The sequence below is a fragment of the Polaromonas sp. genome (assembly GCF_030680935.1).
In the GTDB taxonomy this organism is placed as follows: domain Bacteria; phylum Pseudomonadota; class Gammaproteobacteria; order Burkholderiales; family Burkholderiaceae_C; genus Polaromonas.
Map to the genome: position 1 here is coordinate 1 of NZ_JAUXUP010000002.1, position 25,061 is coordinate 25,061.

A 25,061-nucleotide genomic window follows, 5' to 3' on the forward strand; every position below is an offset into this window, starting at 1 on the left:
GGAGCTTCGTTGAATTCACTGTGAATTTCTAGGCCATCGCCAAATTCAACTTGCCACAATGAAACAAAATTCTTGCCCGGTAGTTGGTGAAATTACGGAACCCACGGGCATTGGCCTTGATGAGTTGGATGGCGCTGTTGAAGCCCTCGGCACAGGCGTTGCTGATTCTGTGTTGGCTGAAGTTGAGCAGTCCCTCCTCGTGGCGCCTGAGCATCTTGACGACCTTTTTGACCGGTTCCAACTTGCTGCGCATCGCGTTGTTCGACCAGGCTTTGAAGAAGCGCTTGGCAGCACCCTTGTAGCTGTAGCTCCAGAACTGGGTAAAGTTCTCCTTGATGCACCAGGCTCTGCTGGTTTTCAGATTGAGCTGATTCAAAGCGCGAAACGAGACCGCTTCAGCGCTGCGGCCATCGGGGTACTTCTTCAGCCATGCCCATTTGCTGCCCTTCAGAGGCGACGTGCCAGCCTGGGACAGCCTGCGGTGCTCCTGCTTTCTCACCGCATCGACTGCCTCTCCAAGGTACTTGGAGACATGAAACTTGTCATGCACGATGTCTGCCTGCGGCATGCATTGCCTGGTTGCACTCATGTACGCAGGCCACATGTCCATGGCCACCGCCTTGACCGACGCGCGTTGCGCAGGCGTGAGCGTCTCCAGCAAACCCACGGCCGCTTCAAGTTTTCTCTGAGGCACCAGGTCCAACACCCGCGAGCGGTCAATGTCGGTCAGGATGCTGGCGTAGGTGTGGCCCTTCTCGGAACTCTTCTCATCAATACCAAGGTAGGCGATCTCTTCCTCGGTACGGCGCAGCATGCCTCGCTCCACGGCGCTGACCATGATGGCATTGACCGTGCTCCAGGACAGTCGTGTGAGCGTGCATACGGCCTGGGTGGTGGGGCAGGCCTCAAGCAGTTTGATGACAAAGCCGGCCATCAATGTGGTGACCCGGCTGTAGCGCTCGGCCCACGGCACCGTCAGCTCTTCGACAGTGCCGTCGCTGTATTTGAGTTGGGGCACTCGGGCTTTGATGATGGTTTCGAACTGGCAGGTGTCCAAGTGGCGCCACTGGCGTTCACTCCAGCCATTGACATGTGCTCTCTTGGTTGGGTCCGTTGGGTCTGCCCACACTTGCCCTTTCTTCAAAACAACTTCGACGACCACGCGCTGGTCTGCCAGCGAAAGGTCTACCTTCTTGACCGACCAGGGTGTCTTCAGTCCAAGAAGTTGCTCGTACAGCGTGGTGTCTTTCATGTTCAGTTCAGAAATTTTGAAATACCGGATTCTCCAACACTGAATGAAAAATCACAGTGGAATTGATGAAGAACCCATCTTGAAGACACGGTTGAAATCGTCGCGCAGGTCTTCAAAATTCGCCTCATCGCCGCTCTGGTGATAGAGGTTGAGCAAGTCCAGATACACCAGCGCACTTGTTTTCACGTTGTCCACCAGGTGCCTGCGCAGCAGGGAGATGGCCTGCTCCTGCTTCCCGAGTGAGACGAAAAAGTCGACCTGTTGCTGCAGGTCGAACAATTCCGGAACTTTGACCGTGCGCTGTACAAACGGCACGCTGACAGAAAAACGGGGACGATCCCGCGCTGCCAGAGGCGGAATGGATTCGGGAGGCGGGTGTCGGGAGGCGCGTTTCAATCCATCAAACAGCGACTCATTGACGACGGTGGCCTTGCGCGCCCCGCCTCCGGCAATGGGCGCCTCCGCAGCCCGCTCGGGGTGCATGCCGAAGCCGGTCGGGGGCCCGAAGCCCGTGGGCGGTTCAAACCCGGTGGGTGGGCCAAACCCGGTCTTCAGCGTTCCGCCGGTTGAGGTAGCAGGGGCAATGGAGCGCCGGTAGGAGTGATAAAACAGACCGATCACCGCAGCAGCAAGCAGTACCGCAAGACCATACACCAGCGCCTTGCCATATCGGTCATGCTCAACTTTCTCGAGACGTCCTTCCTTTTCGGCCAGCAAGGCCTGATTTTTGAGGATCTCCTCACGCATCTGCCGCAGCTCAACTTCCAGCGCACGAACCTTCGCGTCGCTGGAGGCGGCGCCTTCGCCAGCCCCTGCGCTGGCGCCAACAGGGGCGGTCAACGTTTTGTCTGCGGCCAGGACGTTTGCCCTGGAAGGCGCGACAGCAAGCACCACATAGCGCCGGGTGCTTTTTTGTACACAGCCGGCCCGCATGTGCACCGTCACAACCGGGCCCTCAACTGGCACGGCAGAGCGCACATGAACCAGGCGATCCTGCGTTGTGCCGGATTTTTCAGCGCTCAACTGGACCAGCGATTTGTCCAGTGGTTTGTCAACGTAAAAAACGTCAGCGTCGAGACAAAGGGCGGAGGGATCCTCGCCTGTAGCGAGCATCAATTGCATGGACAGATCAAGCGGTTGCCCGAGCACGGCAGAGCGAAGATTGGGACCAAGGGTCGCGCCAAAAGAAGCCGCCGCAAAAGACAGCAACAGGCCGCCTGCCAAGAGGCACCGATTTTCGATCAACTGCAAAAATTTAGTCACTTGATGGATTCTGGCATAGCCGACAAGCAAGGACGTGGCACCTTGCCAACCGCCACCCCCCGGCACCACTTTTTTCAGCAGGACACCGCCTCCATTGATTGTCGGAAATAACTGACAAGGCAGTCTACCTCCACCAAGCCACCCACGCAAACCCATCAGCCCGGCATCGGACGGGCAGAAACCGCCCTCTCGCCCTGCGGGATAATACTTTCCCATGAATCCAATTTACCGAACAGTCGGGCTCGTAGGCACCGGCGCCATGGGCCGGGGCATCGCCCAAATCGCCGCACAGGCCGGTAGTATCGTCAAGCTGTATGACGCCCAGCCAGGAGCCGCCGCCAAGGCCATCAGCGCGCTGGCCACCCAATGGGACAAGCTGGTGGAGAAAGGGCGACTCGACGAGGCTACCGCAGCGAGGCACAAGGCCGGTCTCCAGCCGGTCGCTGCACTTGAGGACCTGGCCGATTGCGACCTGGTGGTAGAAGCCGTTGTAGAGCGTTTGGATGTGAAGAAATCACTGTTTTTGTCGCTGGAGACTGTTGTTTCCGGGCAAACGGTACTCGCGACCAACACGTCCTCCCTGTCTGTCACGGCCATCGCCGCTGGCATGCAGCACCCCGGCCGTTTTGCCGGCTACCATTTTTTCAACCCGGTTCCGCTGATGAAGGTGGTGGAGGTGATTGCCGGCCTGAAGACCGAAGCGGCAACCTGCGAGTCGCTCGCGAGCTATGCGCGCCAAATGGGCCACACCCCGGTGCAAGCCCAGGACACGCCAGGCTTTATCGTCAACCACGCCGGGCGCGGCTACGGCACGGAAGCCCTGCGTATCGTCAGCGAGGGCATTGCTGACTTCGCCACCATAGACCGCATCCTCAAGGACCAGGCCGGTTTCAAGCTCGGTCCCTTCGAACTGATGGACCTGACCGCGCTCGATGTCTCTCACCCTGTCATGGAGTCGGTGTACCAGCAGTACTATGACGAGCCGCGCTACCGTCCCAGCGCCATCACCGCACAGCGCCTGGCCGGTGGCCTGCTCGGCCGCAAAACCGGCGAAGGGTTTTATCGCTACAAGGATGGGGCGATGGAGGTGACACCTGAGCCACCGGCCCCGAGCGTCACCGAGATGCCACCGGTCTGGGTCTCGCCGCGCGCCGCGCGCCGATCGGAATTGCTGCAGTTGCTGAAGAACCTGGGCGCCAGTATCGAATCCGGCGCCTCGCCGTCCATGAACGCGCTGGTACTGGTGGCGCCCCTGGGCTTTGACATCACCACCGTCGCCGTGGTCGAGCGTCTGGACCCGGCACGCACCATTGGCATCGACATGCTGATCGACGATGCTGCGACCAAACGCCGTGTGCTGGCCACCAACCCCGCCACGCGCAGCGACATGCGTGATGCAGCGCATGCCCTGTTTGCACGCGATGGCAAGGCCGTCAGCGTCATCCGCGACAGCGGCGGCTTCGTGACCCAACGCGTGGTCGCCACCATCGTCAACATCGCCAGTGACATCTGCCAGCAAGGCATCTGCACGCCAAAGGATCTTGAAACTGCCGTGACGCTCGGACTCGGCTACCCGCTGGGTCCGTTGGTCATGGGCGACCGGTATGGCCCGACCAACATTCTTGAGGTGCTGTTCAACATGCAGACGGTGTACGGCGACCCGCGTTACCGCCCTTCCCCGAGGCTGCGCCGACGCGGCGCCATCGGCCTGAGCCTGATGCATGAGGAGTCCTGACATGGCAGGCGCACTTAAAAGCACCAGCGACGGCGCCACCCTGGTGCTGACCCTGAGCAATCCCGATTTCCGCAATGCCCTTAGCCCGGAGATTTACGCCGCTGGTGTCGAGGCCCTCAACGCTGCCGAAAACAACCCCGAGATCCGCAGCGTGGTGATCACCGGCGAAGGCTGTACCTTCTGCGCGGGCGGCAATCTGCAGCGCCTGCTGACCAACCGCGAGCAGCCGCAGGACGTTCAGACCCAAAGCATCAACGGCCTGCACAGCTGGATCGATTCGATACGCACCTTCCCCAAACCGGTCATCGCCGCTGTGGAAGGCGCGGCGGCCGGCGCCGGCTTTTCGCTCGCGCTGGCCTGCGACTTTGTGGTGGCGGCGGACAACGCCGTCTTTGTGATGGCCTACAGCAGTGTGGCCCTGTCGCCCGACGGTGGTGGCAGCTGGGTCCTGGCCCGCGCCCTGCCGCGCGCGCTGGTCAGCGAGTTGCTGATGTTCGGGGAGCGTATCGGTGCGCAGCGTCTGCAGGGGCTCGGGCTGGTCAATCGTTGTGTAACTCCCGGTGATGCGCTGAGCGAAGCACTCAAACTGGCAGACAAGCTCAATGTCCGCGCGCCCAACGCACTGGCCAGTATCAAGGAGCTCATCAACGATGCTGCGGGCAGCACCCTGGGACAGCAGATGGACGCAGAGCGCGCGCACTTCGTACGCAACCTGCACCACCCCAATGGAGGCGAAGGCATCTCGGCCTTCCTGGACAAGCGCACGCCCCGGTACACCTGAACATCTGCCCACGAGGCCTGCACGGACACCGAGGCGACAGGTGGGCGCCAGCAGCGCCGTCTCTGGCGCGACAATAGAGGCCTTGTGAGTCACTCAAAAGACAGGCCATGGACGATCCCATTCTTACGATAGACGAAAGAGAGGCCATCAATGGTGGCCGCTGGTTTTCATCCCTATCACCCTCACTCAGGCACGACATACTTCGATGCGCTTTCGTCCAACGTTTCAAGGATGGCCAGCTGATCTGCGCCCGCGGCGACCCGCCAGAGCAGTGGATTGCGTGCGCGAAAGGTGCGGTGCGTGTGAGTTCAACATCGATCTCGGGCAAACAGATCACGCTGACCTATGTAGAACCCGGCATCTGGTTCGGCGATGTGGCGATTTTCGACGGCGACCGGCGCACACACGACGCGTATGCGCATGGCGAAACCACCATCCTGTGCGTGGCCAAGGCAGATTTCAAAAAAATCCTGGCGATGCATGTGGAGCTGTACGAAGCCATGCTGCGCCTGCATGCGCGCCGCATCCGCCAGTTGTACGGTCTGGTGGAAGACCTCAACACCCTGCCCCTGCGCGCCCGGCTGGCCAAGCAGTTGCTGCACCTGGTGCGCAGCTACGGTGTGAGCAGCCTCAGCGACGGGCGCGAAGTGCGCATCGGTTTGCAGCTGGCTCAAGAGGAACTGGCCCAGTTGCTGGGTGCCTCGCGCCAGCGGGTGAACCAGGAGCTCAAGGCGATGGAGCGCGAAGATACCATCCGCATAGAGCCGGGTGGCCTGGTGGTGCGCAACCGCGAAGCGCTGATGCGTATTTCCGAAGCCGACCTGGAAAAATGAGCAGATGAGCAACTTTGACCACTTCCTGGGCACCCGCGAGGTGTCGGGCCAGCACGCAGTTGACATGGATGCGCTGACCGCCTACCTAGAAAGCCACTTGCCGGGTTTCCAGGGCCCGCTGAGAGCCGAAATCTTCAAAGGCGGCCAGTCGAATCCAACCTACAAGCTGATCACGCCGTCCCGCGCCTATGTGATGCGCGCCAAGCCGGGGCCAGTGGCCAAACTGTTGCCATCAGCGCATGCGGTCGAGCGCGAGTTCAAGGTCATGAGCGGCCTGCAGGGCACCGATGTGCCAGTGGCCAAAATGTACTGCCTGTGCGAAGACGAAAGCGTGATTGGACGCGCCTTCTATGTGATGGAGTTTGTCGAAGGCCGCGTGCTCTGGGACCAGGCCCTGCCCGGCATGACGAATGCCCAGCGCGCCGAAATTTATACCGAGATGAACCGCGTGATCGCCGCGCTGCACAAGGTGAAGTTTGCCGAGCGCGGTTTGGCCGACTACGGCAAACCCGGCAACTACTTCGAGCGCCAGATCGGACGCTGGAGCAAGCAGTACACCGCCTCCTTCTCGCAGCCCATCCCCGAGATGGACCAGCTGATGGCCTGGCTGCCGGCCAACATACCGGCCAGCGCGCGTGACGAAGGCATGGTCTCCATCGTGCATGGCGACTTCCGCCTCGACAACCTGATGTTCCACCCGACCGAACCGCGCGTGCTGGCGGTACTCGACTGGGAGCTGTCCACGCTGGGCCATCCGCTGGCCGACTTCAGCTACCACTGCATGGCCTGGCACATCCCCCCCGGCGCCTTTCGCGGGATCGGCGGCCTGGACGTTGCCAGCCTGGGCATCCCCAGTGAGGCCGAGTACATCCGTCTGTACTGCGCGCGCACCGGTTTTGCCAGCCCGGAACTGATCAAGGCCGACTGGAATTTTTACCTCGCCTACAACCTGTTCCGCCTGGCCGCGATTTTGCAGGGCATCGCCAAGCGGGTTGAAGCCGGTACCGCCGCCAGCGCCCAAGCCGTCGCGTCCGCCAAGGGCGCGCCGCAGCTCGCGCGCATGGCATGGGACTTTGCTCAAAAAAGCCAATCTGATACATGACCCCCACGCTTGTCGCTTCGCTTACGGCGCTGCCCCCCGAGGGGGCTAATTTTCCTTGGGGCGGCCCTGCGGAAAATTGCTTGCCCGACTAACAAAATCGTTTACCCAGGAGATAACAATGGATTTCAACTACACCCCCAAAGTCCAGGACATGCAGGCCCGCCTGCTGGCCTTCATGGACCAGCATGTGTACCCGAACGAGGCGCGTTTCTTCCGCGAAATTGCCGAGAACCGCGCCAAGGGCAATGCCTGGATTCCGACGACCATCATTGAAGAGCTCAAGCCCAAGGCCCGCGCCGCCGGCTTGTGGAATTTGTTCCTGCCGCACTCGCCACGCGCACCCGAGGGGCTGTCCAATCTGGAATACGCACCGCTGTGCGAGATCATGGGACGTGTACCTTTTGCGCCCGAAATTTTCAACTGCTCGGCACCTGACACCGGCAACATGGAAACCATTGCGCGTTATGGCTCGGAGGCCAACAAGGACCGCTGGCTGGAACCGCTGCTCAAAGGCGAGATTCGCTCAGCCTTCCTGATGACCGAGCCCGAAGTGGCTTCGTCGGATGCCACCAACATCCAGTGCCGCATCGAACGCGACGGCGACGACTACGTGCTCAACGGCCTGAAATGGTGGTCGTCCGGCGCCGGCGATCCGCGCTGCGCGATCTACATCGTCATGGGCAAGACCAACCCCGACGCGGGCCGCCATGAGCAGCAATCCATGATTCTGGTGCCGGCCAACACGCCGGGCATAGAGGTGATTCGCCCGCTCAGCGTGTTCGGCTACGACGACGCGCCGCACGGCCACATGGAAGTGCGCCTGACCAATGTGCGGGTGCCGGTGGGCAACATGCTGTTGGGGGAAGGCCGGGGTTTCGAAATTGCCCAGGGCCGCCTTGGCCCCGGACGCATCCACCACTGCATGCGCAGCATCGGCATTGCCGAACGCGCGCTCGAACTGATGTGCAAGCGCCTGAACACCCGCGTGGCTTTCGGCAAGCCGGTGGCGCGCCAGTCGGTCTGGCACGAACGCATTGCCGACGCACGCTGCATGATTGACCAGGCCAGACTGCTGACCTTGAAAGCCGCCTACATGATGGACACGGTCGGCAACAAGGTGGCCAAGGCCGAGATCGCGATGATCAAGGTGGTGGCCCCCAACATGGCCTGTCAGATCATCGACTGGGCGATCCAGGCGCACGGCGGCGGCGGTGTCTCCGACGACTTCCCGCTGGCCTATGCTTATGCGCACCAGCGCACCTTGCGCCTGGCCGACGGCCCGGACGAGGTGCACCGCGCCTCGCTCGCCAAGCTGGAGCTGGCCAAACACCTGGCCATGCCGGGCGAGATAGAGATGCCGATCACGCGCGGCAGTTGAGTCTCAAGACGCTATAAGTTTTATAGCTGCTGGCGCCTGCCCCTCAAGGGCTGGCGCCATTTTTTATGGCAAGGCGCCGGCGGCAACCTGCTGCCGTGCAGCGGCGCTGATCATAGGGAAATATCGGGCTTCGCACTGGCGAGAGCGGCCTCGCAGGCGCTGGTGAAAATCACCGCAGCATGCTGCAAGCTGGCGATGTCCCCCGCGTTGTACTGCATGCGCAGGTAACACTTGCCGCGCAGCAGCATGAGGATAAACGGCGTCTGCGCGTCCACGCCCGGTTGCGGCCAGTGCAGGAGCAGCTCTGCCAGGTTGCCGTCGATCCAGGCGAGCGCGTGGTCGCGTTGATCGGCCAGCACGGTGTAGCGCTCCCAGAAATCCGGCACCAGACTGCTCCAGCCGAATTCTTCATACATCGCCAGCCATCGCATTTCTTCTGGCAGACTGGGATCGGCGGTGGTTTGCAGCGTGTCGGTGTAAATCGCATAGGCCCGCTTTTCCAGCGTTTCCTTGAGCGGCCGACTCATGATCAGCACCGACATGTCGCCATCAATACCCAACTCGGCCCGGGCACGCAGCTCTTCACCACGGATGTAGTCGCGCGATGCGGCGCCGCTTTCGAGTTTCCAGGGTTTGCCGCGAATTTTCCCGCTGAGCACCAGACCCTGGCCTTTTTCCGGACCGGAGTAACTGAAGCCATGGGTGCCAGCCCACTCGGACACCGCGTCGGCGCGCACCACCTCACGGGGCGCGGCACTCGACACAAAGACTTTCTTCAGGCGCTCAAACATGATTCGGGCATTTCTTTACGGTCCTTCAAACATCATAGTTCCAAAGGCCGGATTCATGCTTTCAGCCTACGCTGGCCAGCTGGCCACTGCGCGAAATTTGCTGCCACCGGTCCCCGAGTCCAACAAGCCGCCTGGCTTCAGGCTATAATCTTGGACTTGGCGGAGTGTGGCGCAGTCTGGTAGCGCACCTGGTTTGGGACCAGGGGGTCCAAGGTTCGAATCCTTGTACTCCGACCATCGAATCATCCAAAAAAGCTCACTTCAGTGGGCTTTTTTCGCATCTGCGTTTACATTCTCCGTATCCGCTTTTCTGCCCGTAGCTCAGTTGGATAGAGCATCAGCCTTCTAAGCTGAGGGTCGGGGGTTCGATCCCCTCCGGGCAGACCAGAATGAAAAAACCCCGAAGCAAAAACTGCATTCGGGGTTGTGCCGGGGCCCTGTGGCCAGGCCTTGATCAGAGCTTCACGTATTCGTATTCCACCGCGTTGGCATTGATGCCACGATCCGGCGGTGCGATCCAGCCAGCCATCTTGCCGGGCTCGGTCACGCGGTGCATCAGGCTGTGGATGTAGGTCTTGTCGGCGTCGTTAGGCAGCCAGTCGTCTTTCCGGGCGGTGAACTCAGCTTCGCTGAGCGGATTGCCTTGCGGGTCGGTGTGCACGCCGGCCCAGGCGCCAACGCTGCGGCGGAAACGCGTGTTCGGCAGGCTCAGCTCAAAGTCCACACCGGCGCGTTTGATCGCCATGTTCCAGCGCGTGACGCCGACATTGCAATCCTTCACGTATTCGAGGCGCGTGATCTCGTTCATGCCGTTGCGCGTTGAAATCGTTTCATTTTTCAAACCACCCTTGCCGTCGGGTACCTGGATGGTCATTTCGCTTTCGAGTTCGACGTGGTCGGCGAACTTGGCTTCATCCGGTCGGCCCTTGATGCCGTTGCTGAAATAGTTGGCGGCGTTGGACGAGGCTTCCGAGCCGAACAGGTCCAGCGAGGAGGTGAACCAGAAGTTCATGAATTTCTGGATGGTCGGCAGGTCGATCACGCCGGCCTTGCGCAGGGTATCGACGTTGTCGGTGTCCAGTTCCTTCATCACTTCCAGCGTGCGCTTGATGACGCGGCCTATGCCGGTCTCGCCGACAAACATGTGATGCGCTTCCTCGGTCAGCATGAAACGCGTGGTGCGCGCCAGCGGGTCGAATGCGCTTTCGGCAAAAGACTTGAGCTGGAACTTGCCGTCGCGGTCGGTGAAGTAGGTGAACATGAAGAAACTCAGCCAGTTGTCCATGGGCTCGTTGAAGGTGCCCAGGATGCGCGGCTTGTCGGCGTCGCCACTGTGGCGCGTCAGCAGCTCTTCCGCCTCTTCGCGGCCGTCGCGGCCAAAGTGGGCGTGCAGCAGGTAAACCATGGCCCAGAGGTGGCGCCCTTCTTCGACATTGACCTGAAACAGGTTGCGCAAGTCGTACAGTGAAGGTGCGGTGTGGCCCAGCAGGCGTTGCTGCTCGACAGAGGCCGGCTCGGTGTCACCCTGGGTCACGATCAGGCGGCGGAAGGCGCTGCGGTACTCGCCCGGCACTTCCTGCCAGACGTCCTGGCCCATGTGGTCGCCAAAACCGATCTTGCGGTTTTCTTCCTTGTCCGCCAGAAAAATGCCCCAGCGGTAGTCCGGCATGGGTGTATAGCCGTAGCTGGCCCAGCCGGACGCGTCCACGCCGACGGCGGTGCGCAGGTAGACCTCTTTCGCGTTGAAGTCGCTGGGGCCCATCTCGTCCCACCAGCTCATGAAGGCCGGTTGCCAGTGCTCGAGCGCGCGCTGCAACTGGCGGTTCTCGGCGAGGTTGACATTGTTGGGGATCAGGGCCTGCAGGTCGATGGTAGACATGATGATTTCCTTAAAAATATCCGTTCGGGCTGAGCTGGGCCAAGCCCCTCGTCATTCGCACCAGCACTTCGACAGGCTCAGTGCGAACGGTCTAAAAAATTAGATTCTTTTCCAGTCAAACTTGGCTTTTTTGCCGGTGCCGAAGAGTTTCAAGGCGCCGTCTTCACCGACCGCATTCGGGCGAATGAATATCCAGTTCTGCCAGGCGCTGAGGCGGCCGAAAACACGCGTTTCCATGGTCTCCTTGCCGGGGAAGCGCAGCGAGGCTTCCATGCCTGTCATGGCGTCGGGCGACATCGAAGCGCGCTCTTCCAGCATGATGCGGATCTCATCCATCCAGTCGATGTCGTCGGGGGTCAGAGTAACCAACCCCAATTCCAGCGCCTGATCGGCGCGCAGCTTGCTGTCGCCCAATTTTTCAAGCTGGTTGATGGTGGCTGCGTCTTCGTAGAAACGCGTCTGCAGGCGGGTCAGGCCGTTCACCGCCGGGAACCAGCCGAAGTTGGCCGGACTCAACTGCAGCGCGGGCGCGGCATCGGGAGAGTCGGGCAGGTCCAGCATGTAAATGCGGTCGCAGGCCAGTGCCAGTTCGTAAAACGTGCCTGCAAAACACGAGCCGGCATCGACCAGCGCAATCAGCGAGCGGCTGGTCACGTCGATGCGGGCCAGCGTGCGGCGCAGCGCGCCCGTGGTTTCCCTGACCAGCCAGTGGTCCTTCAGTTTGGCCAGCACCTCGTCCATGCGAATCACCTGACCGGCGTCACCAGTCGTTTTGATCACCCAGGTGCCGACTTCGAGTTCGTTGGTGCGCAGGTTCAGGATGGCGTCGTCGAGTTCGCGCTGCAGCTTGAGCGGGTACCAGTTGGCACCTGCGGCTTCAATGGCTTCAGGTGTGGACTCGATCGCAGCGGCCGGAGCCTTGATGGTAAGGGTGGCGATACGTGTGGCCCTGTCCACCAGGGCGTCCACCACGCTGTAGTGGTAACCGGCATCGTCAATTAACACCTTCAGCGCCGTCAGCTCAATGCCTTTTGAGCCTGCAGCCCTTGTGGACTGTGCGCGCAGTGCTTCTATTTCAGTAGCAAGCAAGACGCCGAACTGCTGCGGCTTGGCAAACGCATCGATCAGTTTCCAGTCTTTCGCGCGGTCGGCTCGCACGCCTTCGCTGGTGGTGCAGAAGATGTCGGCCAGGTCGCGGCGCACCTTGCGCTTGTCGGTCACGCGGGTCAGGCCGCCGGTGCCTGGCAACACGCCGAGCAGCGGCACTTCAGGCAGGCTCACGGTGCTGGAGCGGTCATCGACCATGACGATGCGGTCGCAGGCCAGGGCCAGCTCGTAGCCACCGCCGGCACAGGCGCCGGTCACAGCCGCAATCGCCTTGAGGCCGTCATGGCGTGAAGAGTCTTCCAGGCCGTTGCGGGTTTCGTTGGTGAACTTGCAGAAGTTGACCTTCCAGCCGTGGGTGGACAGGCCCAGCATGTAGATGTTGGCGCCCGAGCACCAGATTTTTTCCTTGCCAGACTCGAACACCACTACCTTGACGGATGGATGCTCGAAACGGATGCGGTTAATCGCATCATGCAGCTCGATGTCCACGCCCAGGTCGTAGCTGTTGAGCTTGAGCTTGTAGCCGGGCTTGATGCCGCCGTCTTCATTGATGTCGAGCTTCAGGCGCGCAACGTCACCCTCGACGGAAAGCGTCCAGTGCTGGTATTTGCTGGGGTGGGTGGCAAAGCTCACGAGCTCGCGCTCCTGGCCTTCAATCATCTGTTTGAACAACAGCGGTTCGGTCATGGCGTTCATGGGGCGGTCTCCGTTAATTTCATTCAGGTCCGTTCGCCCTGCGCTTGCCCTTCGACAAGCGCAGGATGATCGGAGCTAGGGGCTTCGACAGGCTCAGCCCGAACAGTAGTGGGTGGAACAGCACGTTCCATGTCTTTGAGGCTTTGCTTGAGCGTGCGGGCCGAGGTGTCCACCACCGCGTCTGCGCGTGCGTACAGGCTTTCGCGGCTGGCCAGAATGCGGCGCAGGTCTTCCATGGCCTCTTGTGTGGCGCCGCGTGTGCTGTCGAAGGGCCGCATATCACCCTGCGCCACCACCCTTGCCATGTGCTCTTCCGGGCTGGCCTTGAGCCAGACGCAGTAAAAGCGGCTTTGGAGCAGGTCAAAGGTTTCCCGCTCGCTGACAATGCTGCCGCCCGTGGTCATCACCACGCCAGAAACATGCTCTTCGGCAATGCGAAACAGCGCCCGGCGCTCGTAGCGTCGATAACCAGCCTGTCCGTGCAACAGCAAAATTTCATTCATGCTGGTACCGGCTTCGCGCTCAATCTCACGGTCCAGCTCGACAAAAGGCACGCCGCGCGCGCCAGCCAGCTTCAGTCCCAGGGTAGATTTGCCAGCGCCGCGCAGCCCTATCAGCGCAATGCGCCGCTCGCGGCCCTGTGCATCGCCCAGGCCGAAGGTGCTGCCCAGCAGCCCGTAAGCCTGATCCAGCTGGGTGTCGTCCAGCCGTCCGAGCAGGCTTTGCACGCGCGCCAGCGCGGGCCGGGGCGCATCCTGCAGCAATTCCAGAATGGAAATATTCAGCGCGCGGGCGGCAGCTTCGAGCGAGTTGATGGACACATTGCCCTTGCCGCTTTCAACATCCGCCAGAAAACGCTCACTCAGGCCCGAATCACTTGCCAGTGCTTTGCGTGTCATGCCGCGCCGCGCACGCCAGGCCCGTACACGGGCGCCAAGCTCGCTGAGCGTGACATTGCTGGCCAGTTCGGTCATGGTTTCTACGTAGGGCATCGAATATTTGAAAAAAGTTTGCGCTGGATCAATATTGCACTATACTTCACTTCATTCGATTGTCAAGCAGTTTATTGCATCTTTTTTCACGGAGACCCTTGATGAAGCTCAAAATCCTGGTGGGTACCATGACCAGCACCGCCGACTATGTGGCTCAAGCCATTCAGATGGATTGCGCCGATCTGGTCCCGGAGATCGAGGTGCAGCTGATGGACGGCCTGTCCATCAGCACCTTTGATGCTGCGCCAGAAGAAGATGCAATATATCTCATATGCAGCTCCACATACGGCCAGGGCGATGTGCCTGACAACGCCCGTATGTTGTACGACTCGCTGGACAGCGAACCCCGGTTTCTGGGCCATGTGCGTTACGGCGTGATTGCGCTGGGCGATCGCACCTACCTGCAAACCTTCTGCTTTGGCGGCAAAAAATTTGACGAACGCCTGCAAGGCCTGGGGGCACAGCGTATCGGTGAAGTCTGGTGCCACGACGCCAGCAGTGGCACCCTGCCCGAGACCGAGGGCGCCGAGTGGTGCCGGCAGTGGCTGACCACGGTTCTGGCCAGCACCGACCACACCGAGACCACCACCTGAATTTTTAACGACAAAACAAGCCTCCATCTCAAGCCCTGCGGGCGCAAGCAGCTATAAAAAGAGAGCATCCGGAGACCCCAATGAAACTGAGCAGCGCCGACCACAGTGTCAGCCCACCCCGGGTGGACATTCCGCGCGCGTACAACGCCGCCCACGACCTGCTTGAGCGCAATGCCAGCCGCAGCGGCAAAGTTGCATTCATCGACGCCGCCAGCGGCGTTACGCTGACTTATGGTGAACTGAGCGACCAATCGCATCGTTTTGCCAATGCACTGCGGGCGCAAGGTTTTGCACCCGAGAGCCGCGTGCTGCTGGCGATGCTGGACACGGTTGAATGGCCGGTGGCTTTTCTGGGTTGCATTCTGGCGGGCGTGGTACCGGTGGCGGCCAACACACTGCTGACCACGCCGGACTTTGACTTCATGCTGCGCGACTCCCGGGCCCAGGGCCTGATCGTGTCAGATGCCCTGCTACCTGCATTTCAGCCGCTGATTGGCCAGATAGCCGGCCTGCGCACCGTGATTCTGGCTGGCACCACCGAGGATTCAACATCAAATATGGTGCTGGCCCATATGGTACGTGCGCAAGCAGCTACCAAAATCGTAGCGCCCACCTGTGCGGACGACGCCTGCTTCTGGCTGTACTCCAGCGGCTCGACCGGTACACCCAAGGGCACGGTGCATCTGCACAGCCACCTGATTCAGACCGCAGAGTTGTACGGGCGCGCTGTACTGGGAATCAAGGAGTCGGACCTGGTGTACTCAGCCGCCAAACTGTTTTTTGCCTATGGCCTGGGCAACGGGTTGACTTTTCCGATGAGTGTGGGCGCCACCACCATCCTGCTGCCGGCTCGGCCCACACCTGCTGCTGTTTTCGGCATTCTTGAAAAACACCAGCCCACCATCTTCTACGGCGTACCCACTTTGTACGCGGCCCTGCTGGCCGACCCTGCCCGTCCCCCGGCGGCAAAACTCAGCCTGCGGGTCTGCACGAGCGCCGGGGAGGCCCTGCCGGCAGAGATAGGCCGCAAATGGACAGCCGAATATGGCTGCGAGATTCTGGACGGCATCGGCTCGACCGAAATGCTGCATATCTTCCTGAGCAACCGGCCCGGTGAAGTGCGATACGGCACGACGGGCAAGGCGGTGCCCGGTTATGCCCTGCGTATTGTGGGCGATGCCGGCCAGGAATGCGGCGTCGGCGAAGTCGGTGAGTTGCAGATTGCAGGCCCCAGCTCGGCCCTGATGTACTGGAACAACCGCGCAAAAACCAAAGCCACCTTTGCCGGCGACTGGACGCGCAGCGGCGACAAATACACCGTCGATGCCGACGGCTACTACACCTACAGCGGTCGCAGCGACGACATGCTCAAGGTAGGGGGCATCTACGTCTCGCCGTTTGAAGTGGAAGCCTGCCTGATGACGCATCCCGCGGTGCTCGAAGTGGCGGTGATCGGTTTGGCCGACGCCGACCAACTGGTCAAGCCCAAAGCCTACGTCGTCCTCAAAACGGGGCAGTCGGCCTCGGCAGCAGACCTCCAGGCACACGTCAAGCAACAACTGGCACCCTACAAATACCCGCGCTGGATCGAGTTTGTGGACGAACTGCCCAAAACCGCGACCGGCAAAATCCAGCGCTTCAAATTGCGCCAGGGCGCCGCGAGCTAAAAAGCTGGCAGGGTAATTGCTTTAGATGTAAACAATTTAATCTTCAATCTCGGGTTTTTCACTAGGGTCATTTCACCCGCTGGCCCTTACCATTTGTACCAGCGCACGCATCCCTTGACGTTTTCAACTAGGAGTTATCCATGACATCACGCCTTCCTTCACGCCGCCTGATCCTGAGCCAAAGTGCGGCCGTTATTGGTGCGGCCTCATCCGGCCTGCTGCTCCCCCAAATGGTGCGGGCGCAATCGGGCAAGGTGCGCGTGGGTTTCATGCTGCCCTATACCGGCACATTCGCCCAATTGGGCGTGGCGATTGAAAACGGTTTTCGCCTGGCCATCGACCAGCAAGGTGGCAAACTTGGTGGCCGCGAGATTGAATACTTCAAGGTGGACGACGAGTCCGATCCGTCCAAAGGAATTGAAAACGCCAACAAGCTGGTGCAGCGCGACAAGGTGGATGTACTGGTTGGCACCGTTCACTCCGGCGTGCAGATGGGCATCCAGAAAGTTGCCCGCGACTCCGGCGTTCTCAGCCTGATCCCCAACGCCGGCGTGCATGCCGCCACACGCGGGCTGTGTGCACCCAACGTGTTCCGCACGTCCTTCAGCAACTCGCAACCGACGCGCGCGCTGGGCCAGGCCATGGTTGCCAAGGGCCACAAAAAAGCCGTCTGGATCACCTGGAAGTACGCAGCTGGAGACGAGGCTTTTGAGGGCTTCAAGGAAAGCTACACCGCGGCCGGCGGCACGATCATCAAAGAACTGGGCCTGCCTTTCCCACAAGTCGAATTCCAGGCGCTTCTGACCGAAATCGCCGCCCTCAAGCCCGACGCTGTTGCCTGCTTCTTCGCTGGTGGCGGTGCAGCCAAGTTCATCCGCGACTATGCCGCTGCGGGCCTCAAGGACAAAATTCCACTGTATGGCTCTGGTTTTCTGACCGAAGGCGTGCTCGACGCTGCCGGCCCTGCAGCCGATGGCATCGTGACCACCATGCATTACAGCGACTCGCTCGACACGCCTCGCAACAAGGCGTTCCGCCTGGCCTACGCCACCGCCTTCCGCAGCCAGCCCGATGTGTACGCGGTGCAGGGTTACGACACCGGCCTGCTGCTGGCCCAGGGCGCCAAGGCGGTCAAGGGCGACTTCAACAGCAAACCGGCGCTGTACAAAGCACTGGAGTCTGCCGTGATCGACAGCCCGCGCGGCAAGTGGACCATGAGCAAGTCGCACAACCCGGTGCAGGACATCTACCTGCGTGTGGTCGAAAACAAGGAAAACAAAGTCATTGGCGTGGCCGCCAAAGCGCTGGCCGACTCTGGCGCCGGCTGCAAGATGGGCTGATTTTCTTCGCTTCAAAATGGGAGGTTTCGGGCCTCCCATTTTTTTTGCCTTGTTTCGCAGCAACGCCTTCACTTCCCACCATGACCCTCACCACCTACTTTCTCTACCTTGCGGCAGTGGCGCTGCTGATCCTCACACCCGGTCCGACCATGCTGATGTGCATGACGACCTCGCTGAACCATGGCGCGCGAAAAGCCATGACTTCTGCGGCTGGCAGTGTCAGCGCGGTGTTGGGCGTGATGCTGCTGTCAGCGCTTGGCCTGGGCGCGCTGCTGGCGGCGTCTGAAACTGCGTTCACGGTGGCCAAGGTGGTCGGAGCGACCTACCTGATTTATCTGGGTATCAAGACATTCCGTAGTGATGCAGCAGTGCTGCGCTCTGATGAAGGCATGACTGAAATACCTCGCCGTTCGTTTTTTCTACGGGGTTTTCTGGTCGGCGCCAGCAACCCGAAAGCCGTGCTGTTTTTTGCCGCGTTTTTCCCCCAGTTTCTGAATCCCGCTGCACCGTTTGTGCCGCAGTTCGCCATCCTGGCCCTGACTTTCATGGCGTTTGAGTTGAGCGTGCTGAACGCCTGCGCACTGGGTGTGTCGCGCCTGGCTCCGCTGCTGCGTTCCAGCCGAGCTGTACGCTGGTTCAACCGCGTTTCTGGCGGGCTGTTTGCCTTGATGGGCGGCCTCTTGCTGCTGACACGCCGGCAAGCCTGACCGCACCCCATGGATCTCGCCAACTTCCTCATCCAGCTGCTCAACAGTGTGCAGTACGGCCTGCTGCTGTTCATGCTGGCCGCCGGCCTGACGCTGATCTTCGGCATCATGGGCGTGGTCAACCTCGCACACGGCAGCTTTTACATGCTGGGCGCCTACCTGGCCTGGTCGCTCAGTGCGTATTTCGGCAGCCTCACGCTGGCCATCCTTGGGGGCGCAGCGTTATCGGCCATTTTCGGGCTGGCGCTGGAGTGGCTGCTGTTTCGCCACTTCTACCACCGCGACCACCTCGACCAGGTCTTGTTGACCTTTGGCCTGATCTACATCTTTGAAGAACTGCGCTCCATCCTCTGGGGCGACGACGTGCACGGCGTGCCGATTCCCGAGCTGCTCGGCGCTTCGATTCCGCTGACCGAGAACCTGTCTTACCCGGTCTACCGTCTCTTCATGTCGGGCGTGTGTATTGCGCTGGCGCTGGGTCTGTATCTGCTGATCTCCAAAACCCGCCTTGGCATGAAAATCCGTGCCGGTGCCTTCAACCGCGAGATGGCCGGCGCGCTGGGCATCAACATCAAGCTGATCCATGCGGTGGTTTTTGCGCTCGGTGTCACCCTGGCCGCAGTAGCCGGCATGATTGCCGCGCCTGTCGCAAGCGTCTATCCCAACATGGGATCGCAAGTGCTGATCATGTGTTTTGTGGTCGTGGTGATCGGGGGCATCGGCTCGGTGCGCGGCGCCATGATTGCCGCGCTGCTGGTCGGTCTGGTGGATACCTTCGGCAAGGTGCTGCTGCCGCAGGTGGCCGGCATGCTGGTGTACATGCTGATGGCAGCAGTGCTTCTCTGGAAGCCTGAAGGGCTGTTCAAGCAATGAGCACGATGAAAGCCAACCTCGAAGTCCTGCCGCGCGGCGTGCAGGTGGCGCTGGCGCTCGGTCTGATTGCCCTTGTCGCCTTTCCGTTCACAGGCACCGATTTTTACGTGCAAATGGTCACGCGCATGATGATCATGGCGATTTTTGCCATGAGTCTTGACCTGTTGCAGGGTGTCACCGGCCTGGTGTCGCTCGGCCATGCGGCCTACTTTGGCCTGGCTGGTTATGCGCTGGCCTTTCTGACGCCACAGGGCGAAGCGGTCAGCCTGTGGTGGACCCTGCCGCTGGCAGTACTGGCCTCGGGCCTGGCGGCGCTGATCATCGGTTTTTTTGTGGTGCGCACCCACGGCATTTATTTCATCATGGTGACGATGGCGTTTGCACAGATGGTGTTTTTCCTGTTTTTTGACAACAAGGTGCTGGGTGGCTCTGACGGGCTGTACATCAACTTCAAGCCCGACGTAGCGCTGTTCGGCTGGGTGCCTTTCTCGTGGTGGGATCTGGAGAACAAACGCACCCTGTACTACTTCACGCTGGCGGTCCTGCTGCTGGTCTACGCCTTTCTGCGCCGTCTGCTGTGGAGTCCGTTTGGCCGCGCACTGGCCGGCATCCGTGTCAACGAGCATCGCATGCGCGCCATGGGCTTTGGCACCTTCCGCTACAAACTGAGCGCTTTCACGCTGGCCGGTGCACTGGCCGGTCTGGCCGGGTATCTGTGGGGTACACAAACCGGGTACATCAACCCGGAATTGATGGGTTTTCACATGAGCGCGCACGGCATCATGATGGTGATCCTGGGCGGCATGGGCAACTTTGCCGGCGCCATCGTCGGTGCCTTTGCATTTGAGTACCTGCTGCATGTGTTCAAGGACTTGCCGCAGGTCGGTAGCGTCAACCTGGGCAAACACTGGCAGCTGTGGATGGGTCTTTTTATTGTGCTGCTGGTGACATTTGCGCCGCGCGGCATTCTGGGGCTGGTCGAACGTTTTGGCAGAAAAAAAAGGTGCCGGCGATGAGTGAGGTCCTGCTCTCGGCGAAAAACCTGACCAAACGTTTCGGCGGTCTGGCCGCTGTGAACGATGTGTCCATCAATTTGCAGCGCCGGCAGATCCACGCGGTGATCGGCCCCAACGGCGCTGGCAAATCCACCTTGACCAACCTGCTGTCTGGAGATTTGCTGCCCACATCCGGCTCGGTGCAACTCGGCGACACAGATATAACAGGCTGGAGCCCCGAGAAAATCTCGCGCCAGGGCCTGGGCCGCAGTTACCAGAAAACCAACATCTTCCTGCCCTTCAGCGTCTGGGACAACGTGCGCCTTGCGGCCCAGTCGCGCCAGCCGCATGCAGCGCGCTGGTTTAGCCCTGCTACTGATTTCATAGCTGTCAATACAAACGCAGAAAGGGCCATTGAGCTTTCTGGCCTTGAACACCGGAAGAGCGCCATTGCCGGCACCATCAGCCACGGCGAGCAGCGCCAGCTTGAGATCGCCATGACGCTGGCGACCGGGCCGCAGGTGTTGCTGCTCGACGAACCATTGGCCGGCATGGGTGTGGCCGAGGCCGAACGCATGGTGGCCCTGCTGCTCACACTCAAGGCCGAGCACGGAATCCTGCTGGTGGAGCACGACATGGACGCCGTCTTTGCGCTGGCCGACCGGCTGACCGTCATGGTCAACGGGCAGGTGATTGCCAGTGGCACACCGGCCGAGATTCGCGCTGACGCCGGCGTGCAGGCCGCTTATCTGGGGGAAGAACACTGACCTGCTCCCTTTCCCACTGGGAGAGGGCTGGGGTGAGGCAGCAATTATGCAGAACCTGATCGAAGCTAAAAACATCCACACCTATTACGGCGCCAGCCATATCCTGCGCGGCATCAACTTTTCCGTCGCGCGCGGGGAAACCATAGGCCTGATGGGCAGAAACGGCATGGGCAAAAGCACTTTGCTCAAAAGCATCATGGGCCTGGTCAAGCCACGTTCCGGCACGGTGGACATCATCGGCAAGCCGATGGCGGGCCGCGCGCCTTACGAAATTTCCCAGCTCGGCATTGCCTACGTACCCGAGGGCCGCGGCATCTTCGGCAACCTCAGTGTGGTCGAAAATCTGAAGATGGCGGCACGCGCTGGAACCCGGGGTCAGCGCGACTGGACCTATGAGCGTGTGCTGGAGACCTTTCCGCGCCTGAAAGAACGCCTGGGCCACGGTGGCCAGCAACTCAGTGGTGGCGAGCAGCAGATGCTCACCATAGGCCGGGCGCTCATGACCAACCCCGACGTGCTGATTCTCGACGAGGCGACCGAAGGGCTGGCCCCGCTGATTGCCCGCGAGATCTGGCGGATATGCCAGCTGGTGCGGGAAACAGGCATCAGCAGCGTGATTGTCGACAAAAACTGGAAACACGTCACCCGGATCACCGACCGCAACGTCATCCTGGTCAAGGGTGAGGTGGTGTTTGAAGGCAGCTCTGCCGAGCTGCATGCACGGCCAGAGCTGCTGACGCAATACCTCGGTGTCTAGCCGCACACCGGAGGGCAAACACTGAATCGACAAAGCCCGCCCTGCATGGCATCATGACTTACCCGGTGCTGCGCCGGCTTAACCGTACATATTGGTGACCGCATCGAACTGAAAGGCTACATTCATGCGTTGGCCCTGGCAAGTTGATGCAGCCTCTCCGCCATACCAGCGGCCCTCGGGCTCTCCACAGCCATCCATTGTCCGGCCCATCGCATGGCTGGTAGCCGGGCTGCTCATCGTATCGGCCTGCGCCATTGCCATCGCGCTTTATTACCTTCGCGGCGAAGCCCTGCGTTCGGGCGAAGTCCTGACCGAGTCACTGGTTCAGGTGATTGAAGAGCAGACCAGCCGCACCTTCCAGACGGTGGATCAGCGCCTGCAGCTTGCGGCCAGCCAGCTGCGTGCCCTGCAGGTTGAAAAGAAGCTTGACGAAAACTCGGCCCGGGCCATGCTGCGTGAGCAACTCAAGGCCCTGCCCTTCGTACGTGCCATCTGGGTGCTGGACGCTGAAGGCCACATCCTGTTTGACTCGGACACCGGCAACATTGGCGTCGCTCTGGGCGACCGCGAGTACTTTCAGATCTACCAACAACAACCGGCTACCCAGTTCCACCTCAGCGCCCCTGTACGCAGCCGCACGACGGGCACCTGGCTGATCAGCGCGTCCAGGCCGCTGCACGCCAGTGGAGAGGTATTTTCCGGGGTGATTGTGGCCGCCGTTGAGCCGCCCTACTTCGACAAGCTCTGGCGCGGGATCAACCTCGGCGAAGGCGGCGCGATTGCGCTGTTTCGCAAAGACGGCGCGCTGATGATCCGCAGCCCCATGGACGAAGCAGCCATGGGCAAGGCTTTCCCCGAACTGCCTCTTTTCCTGGAGCTTGCCAAAAACCCGCAAGGCACCTACACCACCACCAGCGTCTTCGACAGCCGTATTCGCATGGTCGCCTACCGCGGGCTTGAACCTTACCCCGAGCTGGTGGTCCTGGTGGGATCGCCCTATGACGAGGTGCTGGCCGCATGGAGGCGTTTCGCCACCCTGACCTGGTTGATCTGGTTCGCCGCAGCGGTGACCGTCACGCTGCTGTCGGTGCTTATTTTCAAGTATGCGCAGCAACGCGAACGCACCGAGTCGCGTTTTCGCCAGCTGGCCCAGGCCATGCCGCAAATCGTATTCATCACCGATGGCAACGGTTTCATGGTTTTCATCAATGACCAATGGACCCATGTCACCGGTCAACCCGTGGAAGCTTCCCTCAATGGGGGCTGGTTCAAGCGTGTGCACCCCGATGACCTGGCGCAGACCATGGAGGATTTTCGCGTCGCCATCGACAGCGGGCAGAGCATGCACAACGAGCATCGCCTGCTGTGCAATGACGGCAGCTACCGCTGGCAACTGGCGCGCGTCCTGCCGAATCGCGACGCCGGCGGGCGCATCATCTCCTGGTACGGCACCTCTACCGACATCGACGAACTGAAACAGGCCGAAGCCGCCCTGCAGGCCAAAACCGGACTGCTTCGCATGGCGGGCCAACTCTCCAGGCTGGGCGGTTGGGCGCTGGAATTGCCCGAGCGTCGATTTATATGGTCCGACGAAGCCTCCTACGTTCTTGAATTGCCCAAGGGCAGCGCACACACGCTTGAGTCGGCCATTGGCCTGTGTGCGCCCCAGTCGCAGGCGCTGGCGACCGCCGCAGCTCAGGCTTGCCTCGACCACGGCAGACCCTTTGACGTCGAGGTGGAGATGCTGACGGGTACGGGCCGCAGCATCTGGGTGCGTTCCATGGGTCAGGTCGTGCGCGACGCCAGCGGTAACATCGTGCGTATGCAGGGCGCGCTACAGGATGTCACCCTGCGCGTCCAGGCAGAGCAGGAAGTCAAGGCCCAGCTGCATACCCTGCAACGCGCCGCCGAAGCGGCCCAGACCATCGGCCGGCACCAGAGCCTGCAAGCGACGATGCACGAAGCCGCGGAACAGGCGCGTGTCATTCTCGGCGCGCGGCAGGCGGTGATCGGCCTGTCGCACAAAGGCAGCCGGGGCGAAAAGGTCACGGCAGTGGCCCCGTCTGCAAATGACGCCAGCCAACGGCGGCTGACCGACAATCCGCAAGCAGTCAGCGCACAAGCCCTGGTCTGCGCCACCAACCGGCCGCGGCGCACGACCCAGGCCGAGCTGATGCCCCACCCCGATGGGCGCGCCTCTGGCAGACCCATGGGACCCATGGGCGCTTATCCGCCAAGCGGCTGGCTGACCGTTCCGCTGACAGGTCGGGAAGGCGCGAACTTCGGCTTTCTGCAACTGTCGGACAAACTGGGCGGCGAATTCACGCAGCAGGACGAATACATCGCCACGGAACTGGCCCAGCTGACCGCCATCGCCATTGAAAACTGCAAACTGCTGGCTGAGGTTCGCAACCTCAACAGCGGCCTGGAGGAAAAAATCACTCAGCGCACCCAGGAGTTGTCCCGCCAGGAGGCCTTGTTCCGGGCATTGGCCGAGCAGGCTCCCCACCCGATCTGGACCATTGACACGCGCGGCCATGCCACCTTCATCAGCCGCGCCTGGTACGAACTTTTTGGCGGTTCGCCACCAGATTGGCACGGCCCAGCCTGGATGGACCTGGTGAAGGAAGATGACCTCGCAGGCATGAAGGACACCTGGAGCGACGTACGCAAAACCCGCGCACCTTACAGCGGTACCCGGCGCCTGCGCGCCAGGGACGGCAGCTACCGCACCATGTCCTACCGCGTATCGCCCGTGCTGAATGACGCCGGCGAGGTGATGTTCTGGGTGGGCATCGACGTGGACATCACCGAGATCAAGGTCATTGAGGCCGCCTTGCGCCAGTCCAACGCAGAGCTGGAAGCGTTCTCCTACTCGGTCTCCCACGACCTGCGCTCGCCCCTGACCACACTCGATGGCTTCAGTCGCCTGCTGGAAAAAGAACTCGGCGACCACGCTTCGGCTCGCGTGCAACACTACCTGTCCCGAATTCAGGCAGGCGCCGGCAAGATGGGTCAGTTGATTGAGGGTCTGTTGATGCTGGCCCATGTGGCACGCCAGGAGCTGCAGCGCGAGCAGATCAACCTGAGCGAGGTCAGCACCGAAATCCTGGAGCGTCTCCAGTCGGCCGAACGCAACCGCCAGGTCACCTTCCATGTGGAGTCGGGTCTGCAGGTCCAGGGCGACAGAAGCCTGATCTGCGCCATCATGGAAAACCTGTTGGGCAACGCCTGGAAGTTCAGCTCGGGCCGAACGCAGGCTGAGATCACGGTCGGCCGCTCCAGCGAGCATGGCGCATTTTTTGTGCGCGACAACGGCGCCGGCTTTGACATGGCTTACGCAGACAAGCTGTTCGGCACTTTCCAGCGTCTGCATGGCGTATCGGAATACCCCGGCACCGGCATCGGCCTGGCCACCGTGGCTCGCGCGATCGGGCGCCACGGGGGCAGGATCTGGGCCGAAGCGGCCCCGGGCGAGGGCGCAAGCTTCTTTTTCACATTGTCGGGCGACGAACTGGACCCCCAGGCTGCCCGGCCAACGTAGACGGAAACC

General features: G+C 61.1%; 21 protein-coding genes and 2 tRNA genes. 17 read left to right on the top strand and 6 right to left on the bottom strand.

The genetic code is table 11. The annotated features are described in order from the left end of the window. Positions 1–28: 28 nt before the first annotated feature. Both Q8L50_RS00160 and Q8L50_RS00165 read right to left on the bottom strand, forming a co-directional pair. Positions 29–1,252 carry an ISL3 family transposase gene (locus Q8L50_RS00160; RefSeq protein WP_305346619.1) on the bottom strand — a complete coding sequence of 408 codons (1,224 nt, stop codon included), beginning with the start codon at positions 1,250–1,252 and terminating at the stop codon, positions 29–31. A gap of 51 nt (positions 1,253–1,303) precedes the next feature. Continuing rightward, positions 1,304–2,092, bottom strand: a complete 789-nt coding sequence (locus Q8L50_RS00165) for a FimV family protein (RefSeq protein WP_305346620.1) — start codon at positions 2,090–2,092, stop codon at positions 1,304–1,306. Between the two features lie 138 nt (positions 2,093–2,230). Between Q8L50_RS00165 and Q8L50_RS00170 the strand changes: the two genes are divergently transcribed. The 6 genes from Q8L50_RS00170 (at position 2,231) to Q8L50_RS00195 (ending at position 8,344) form a co-directional block, all read left to right on the top strand. Continuing rightward, a complete protein-coding gene (locus tag Q8L50_RS00170; protein WP_305346621.1) occupies positions 2,231–2,626 on the top strand; it encodes a hypothetical protein in 396 nt (131 codons plus the stop codon). Positions 2,627–2,729: 103 nt separating this feature from the next. Next, positions 2,730–4,250, top strand: coding sequence for a 3-hydroxyacyl-CoA dehydrogenase (locus tag Q8L50_RS00175; RefSeq protein ID WP_305346622.1), 1,521 nt, complete (start codon positions 2,730–2,732; stop codon positions 4,248–4,250). A gap of 1 nt (position 4,251) precedes the next feature. After that, a complete protein-coding gene (locus Q8L50_RS00180) occupies positions 4,252–5,031 on the top strand; it encodes an oxepin-CoA hydrolase, alternative type (protein WP_305346623.1) in 780 nt (259 codons plus the stop codon). 107 nt (positions 5,032–5,138) lie between these two features. After that, positions 5,139–5,864 carry a Crp/Fnr family transcriptional regulator gene (locus Q8L50_RS00185; RefSeq protein WP_305346624.1) on the top strand — a complete coding sequence of 242 codons (726 nt, stop codon included), beginning with the start codon at positions 5,139–5,141 and terminating at the stop codon, positions 5,862–5,864. Positions 5,865–5,868: 4 nt separating this feature from the next. Next, a complete protein-coding gene (locus Q8L50_RS00190) occupies positions 5,869–6,966 on the top strand; it encodes a phosphotransferase family protein (protein WP_305346625.1) in 1,098 nt (365 codons plus the stop codon). A gap of 118 nt (positions 6,967–7,084) precedes the next feature. Next, the gene (locus Q8L50_RS00195) at positions 7,085–8,344 is read left to right on the top strand and encodes an acyl-CoA dehydrogenase family protein (protein ID WP_305346626.1); all 1,260 of its coding nucleotides are present in this window, start codon (positions 7,085–7,087) and stop codon (positions 8,342–8,344) included. A 110-nt stretch (positions 8,345–8,454) separates the two neighbouring features. Here Q8L50_RS00195 and Q8L50_RS00200 read toward each other — a convergent pair whose 3' ends face one another. Next, positions 8,455–9,135: a hypothetical protein gene (locus tag Q8L50_RS00200; protein WP_305346627.1), complete on the bottom strand. Its 681-nt coding sequence runs from the start codon at positions 9,133–9,135 to the stop codon at positions 8,455–8,457. Between the two features lie 160 nt (positions 9,136–9,295). Here Q8L50_RS00200 and Q8L50_RS00205 point away from each other — a divergent pair. After that, positions 9,296–9,372, top strand: a tRNA-Pro gene (locus Q8L50_RS00205). Positions 9,373–9,445: 73 nt separating this feature from the next. Continuing rightward, positions 9,446–9,522 (top strand) — tRNA-Arg (locus Q8L50_RS00210). Between the two features lie 67 nt (positions 9,523–9,589). Here Q8L50_RS00210 and boxB read toward each other — a convergent pair. The 3 genes from boxB to Q8L50_RS00225 all read right to left on the bottom strand — a co-directional run bounded on the left by boxB (position 9,590) and on the right by Q8L50_RS00225 (position 13,809). Beyond that, on the bottom strand, positions 9,590–11,014 hold the full coding sequence (gene boxB / locus Q8L50_RS00215) for a benzoyl-CoA 2,3-epoxidase subunit BoxB (protein ID WP_305346628.1): 1,425 nt from the start codon (positions 11,012–11,014) through the stop codon (positions 9,590–9,592). Positions 11,015–11,113: 99 nt separating this feature from the next. Further along, on the bottom strand, positions 11,114–12,808 hold the full coding sequence (boxC, locus tag Q8L50_RS00220) for a 2,3-epoxybenzoyl-CoA dihydrolase (protein ID WP_370869702.1): 1,695 nt from the start codon (positions 12,806–12,808) through the stop codon (positions 11,114–11,116). A 32-nt stretch (positions 12,809–12,840) separates the two neighbouring features. Next, positions 12,841–13,809, bottom strand: a complete 969-nt coding sequence (locus tag Q8L50_RS00225) for a helix-turn-helix transcriptional regulator (protein ID WP_305346630.1) — start codon at positions 13,807–13,809, stop codon at positions 12,841–12,843. Between the two features lie 101 nt (positions 13,810–13,910). Here Q8L50_RS00225 and Q8L50_RS00230 point away from each other — a divergent pair, with 101 nt between their 5' ends. The 9 genes from Q8L50_RS00230 to Q8L50_RS00270 all read left to right on the top strand — a co-directional run bounded on the left by Q8L50_RS00230 (position 13,911) and on the right by Q8L50_RS00270 (position 25,052). Next, positions 13,911–14,402, top strand: a complete 492-nt coding sequence (locus Q8L50_RS00230) for a flavodoxin domain-containing protein (RefSeq protein WP_305346631.1) — start codon at positions 13,911–13,913, stop codon at positions 14,400–14,402. An 80-nt stretch (positions 14,403–14,482) separates the two neighbouring features. Beyond that, a complete protein-coding gene (locus Q8L50_RS00235) occupies positions 14,483–16,069 on the top strand; it encodes a benzoate-CoA ligase family protein (protein ID WP_305346632.1) in 1,587 nt (528 codons plus the stop codon). A 140-nt stretch (positions 16,070–16,209) separates the two neighbouring features. Next, a complete protein-coding gene (locus Q8L50_RS00240; protein ID WP_305346633.1) occupies positions 16,210–17,409 on the top strand; it encodes an ABC transporter substrate-binding protein in 1,200 nt (399 codons plus the stop codon). Positions 17,410–17,489: 80 nt separating this feature from the next. Next, positions 17,490–18,116, top strand: a complete 627-nt coding sequence (locus Q8L50_RS00245; protein ID WP_305346634.1) for a LysE family translocator — start codon at positions 17,490–17,492, stop codon at positions 18,114–18,116. A gap of 9 nt (positions 18,117–18,125) precedes the next feature. Next, positions 18,126–18,989 (top strand): branched-chain amino acid ABC transporter permease, encoded by an 864-nt coding sequence (locus tag Q8L50_RS00250; protein ID WP_305346635.1) that lies wholly within the window; start codon positions 18,126–18,128, stop codon positions 18,987–18,989. After that, on the top strand, positions 18,986–20,005 hold the full coding sequence (locus tag Q8L50_RS00255) for a branched-chain amino acid ABC transporter permease (protein WP_305346636.1): 1,020 nt from the start codon (positions 18,986–18,988) through the stop codon (positions 20,003–20,005). The genes Q8L50_RS00250 and Q8L50_RS00255 overlap by 4 nt, the downstream gene beginning before the upstream one ends. Next, entirely contained in the window at positions 20,002–20,751 is a 750-nt protein-coding gene (locus Q8L50_RS00260; protein WP_305346637.1) for an ABC transporter ATP-binding protein, read from the top strand. The genes Q8L50_RS00255 and Q8L50_RS00260 overlap by 4 nt, the downstream gene beginning before the upstream one ends. A 46-nt stretch (positions 20,752–20,797) precedes the next feature. Next, on the top strand, positions 20,798–21,508 hold the full coding sequence (locus tag Q8L50_RS00265; protein WP_305346638.1) for an ABC transporter ATP-binding protein: 711 nt from the start codon (positions 20,798–20,800) through the stop codon (positions 21,506–21,508). Between the two features lie 124 nt (positions 21,509–21,632). Beyond that, a complete protein-coding gene (locus Q8L50_RS00270; RefSeq protein ID WP_305346639.1) occupies positions 21,633–25,052 on the top strand; it encodes a PAS domain-containing protein in 3,420 nt (1,139 codons plus the stop codon). Positions 25,053–25,061 lie beyond the last annotated feature (9 nt).

Coding starts and splice junctions, on each gene's coding strand:
- Q8L50_RS00160 (WP_305346619.1), bottom strand. CDS start 1,252: ATGAAAGACACCACGCTGTACGAGCAACTTCTTGGACTGAAGACACCC.
- Q8L50_RS00170 (WP_305346621.1), top strand. CDS start 2,231: ATGAACCAGGCGATCCTGCGTTGTGCCGGATTTTTCAGCGCTCAACTG.
- Q8L50_RS00175 (WP_305346622.1), top strand. CDS start 2,730: ATGAATCCAATTTACCGAACAGTCGGGCTCGTAGGCACCGGCGCCATG.
- Q8L50_RS00180 (WP_305346623.1), top strand. CDS start 4,252: ATGGCAGGCGCACTTAAAAGCACCAGCGACGGCGCCACCCTGGTGCTG.
- Q8L50_RS00185 (WP_305346624.1), top strand. CDS start 5,139: ATGGACGATCCCATTCTTACGATAGACGAAAGAGAGGCCATCAATGGT.
- Q8L50_RS00190 (WP_305346625.1), top strand. CDS start 5,869: ATGAGCAACTTTGACCACTTCCTGGGCACCCGCGAGGTGTCGGGCCAG.
- Q8L50_RS00195 (WP_305346626.1), top strand. CDS start 7,085: ATGGATTTCAACTACACCCCCAAAGTCCAGGACATGCAGGCCCGCCTG.
- Q8L50_RS00200 (WP_305346627.1), bottom strand. CDS start 9,135: ATGTTTGAGCGCCTGAAGAAAGTCTTTGTGTCGAGTGCCGCGCCCCGT.
- boxB (WP_305346628.1), bottom strand. CDS start 11,014: ATGTCTACCATCGACCTGCAGGCCCTGATCCCCAACAATGTCAACCTC.
- boxC (WP_370869702.1), bottom strand. CDS start 12,808: ATGACCGAACCGCTGTTGTTCAAACAGATGATTGAAGGCCAGGAGCGC.
- Q8L50_RS00225 (WP_305346630.1), bottom strand. CDS start 13,809: ATGCCCTACGTAGAAACCATGACCGAACTGGCCAGCAATGTCACGCTC.
- Q8L50_RS00230 (WP_305346631.1), top strand. CDS start 13,911: ATGAAGCTCAAAATCCTGGTGGGTACCATGACCAGCACCGCCGACTAT.
- Q8L50_RS00235 (WP_305346632.1), top strand. CDS start 14,483: ATGAAACTGAGCAGCGCCGACCACAGTGTCAGCCCACCCCGGGTGGAC.
- Q8L50_RS00240 (WP_305346633.1), top strand. CDS start 16,210: ATGACATCACGCCTTCCTTCACGCCGCCTGATCCTGAGCCAAAGTGCG.
- Q8L50_RS00245 (WP_305346634.1), top strand. CDS start 17,490: ATGACCCTCACCACCTACTTTCTCTACCTTGCGGCAGTGGCGCTGCTG.
- Q8L50_RS00250 (WP_305346635.1), top strand. CDS start 18,126: ATGGATCTCGCCAACTTCCTCATCCAGCTGCTCAACAGTGTGCAGTAC.
- Q8L50_RS00255 (WP_305346636.1), top strand. CDS start 18,986: ATGAGCACGATGAAAGCCAACCTCGAAGTCCTGCCGCGCGGCGTGCAG.
- Q8L50_RS00260 (WP_305346637.1), top strand. CDS start 20,002: ATGAGTGAGGTCCTGCTCTCGGCGAAAAACCTGACCAAACGTTTCGGC.
- Q8L50_RS00265 (WP_305346638.1), top strand. CDS start 20,798: ATGCAGAACCTGATCGAAGCTAAAAACATCCACACCTATTACGGCGCC.
- Q8L50_RS00270 (WP_305346639.1), top strand. CDS start 21,633: ATGCGTTGGCCCTGGCAAGTTGATGCAGCCTCTCCGCCATACCAGCGG.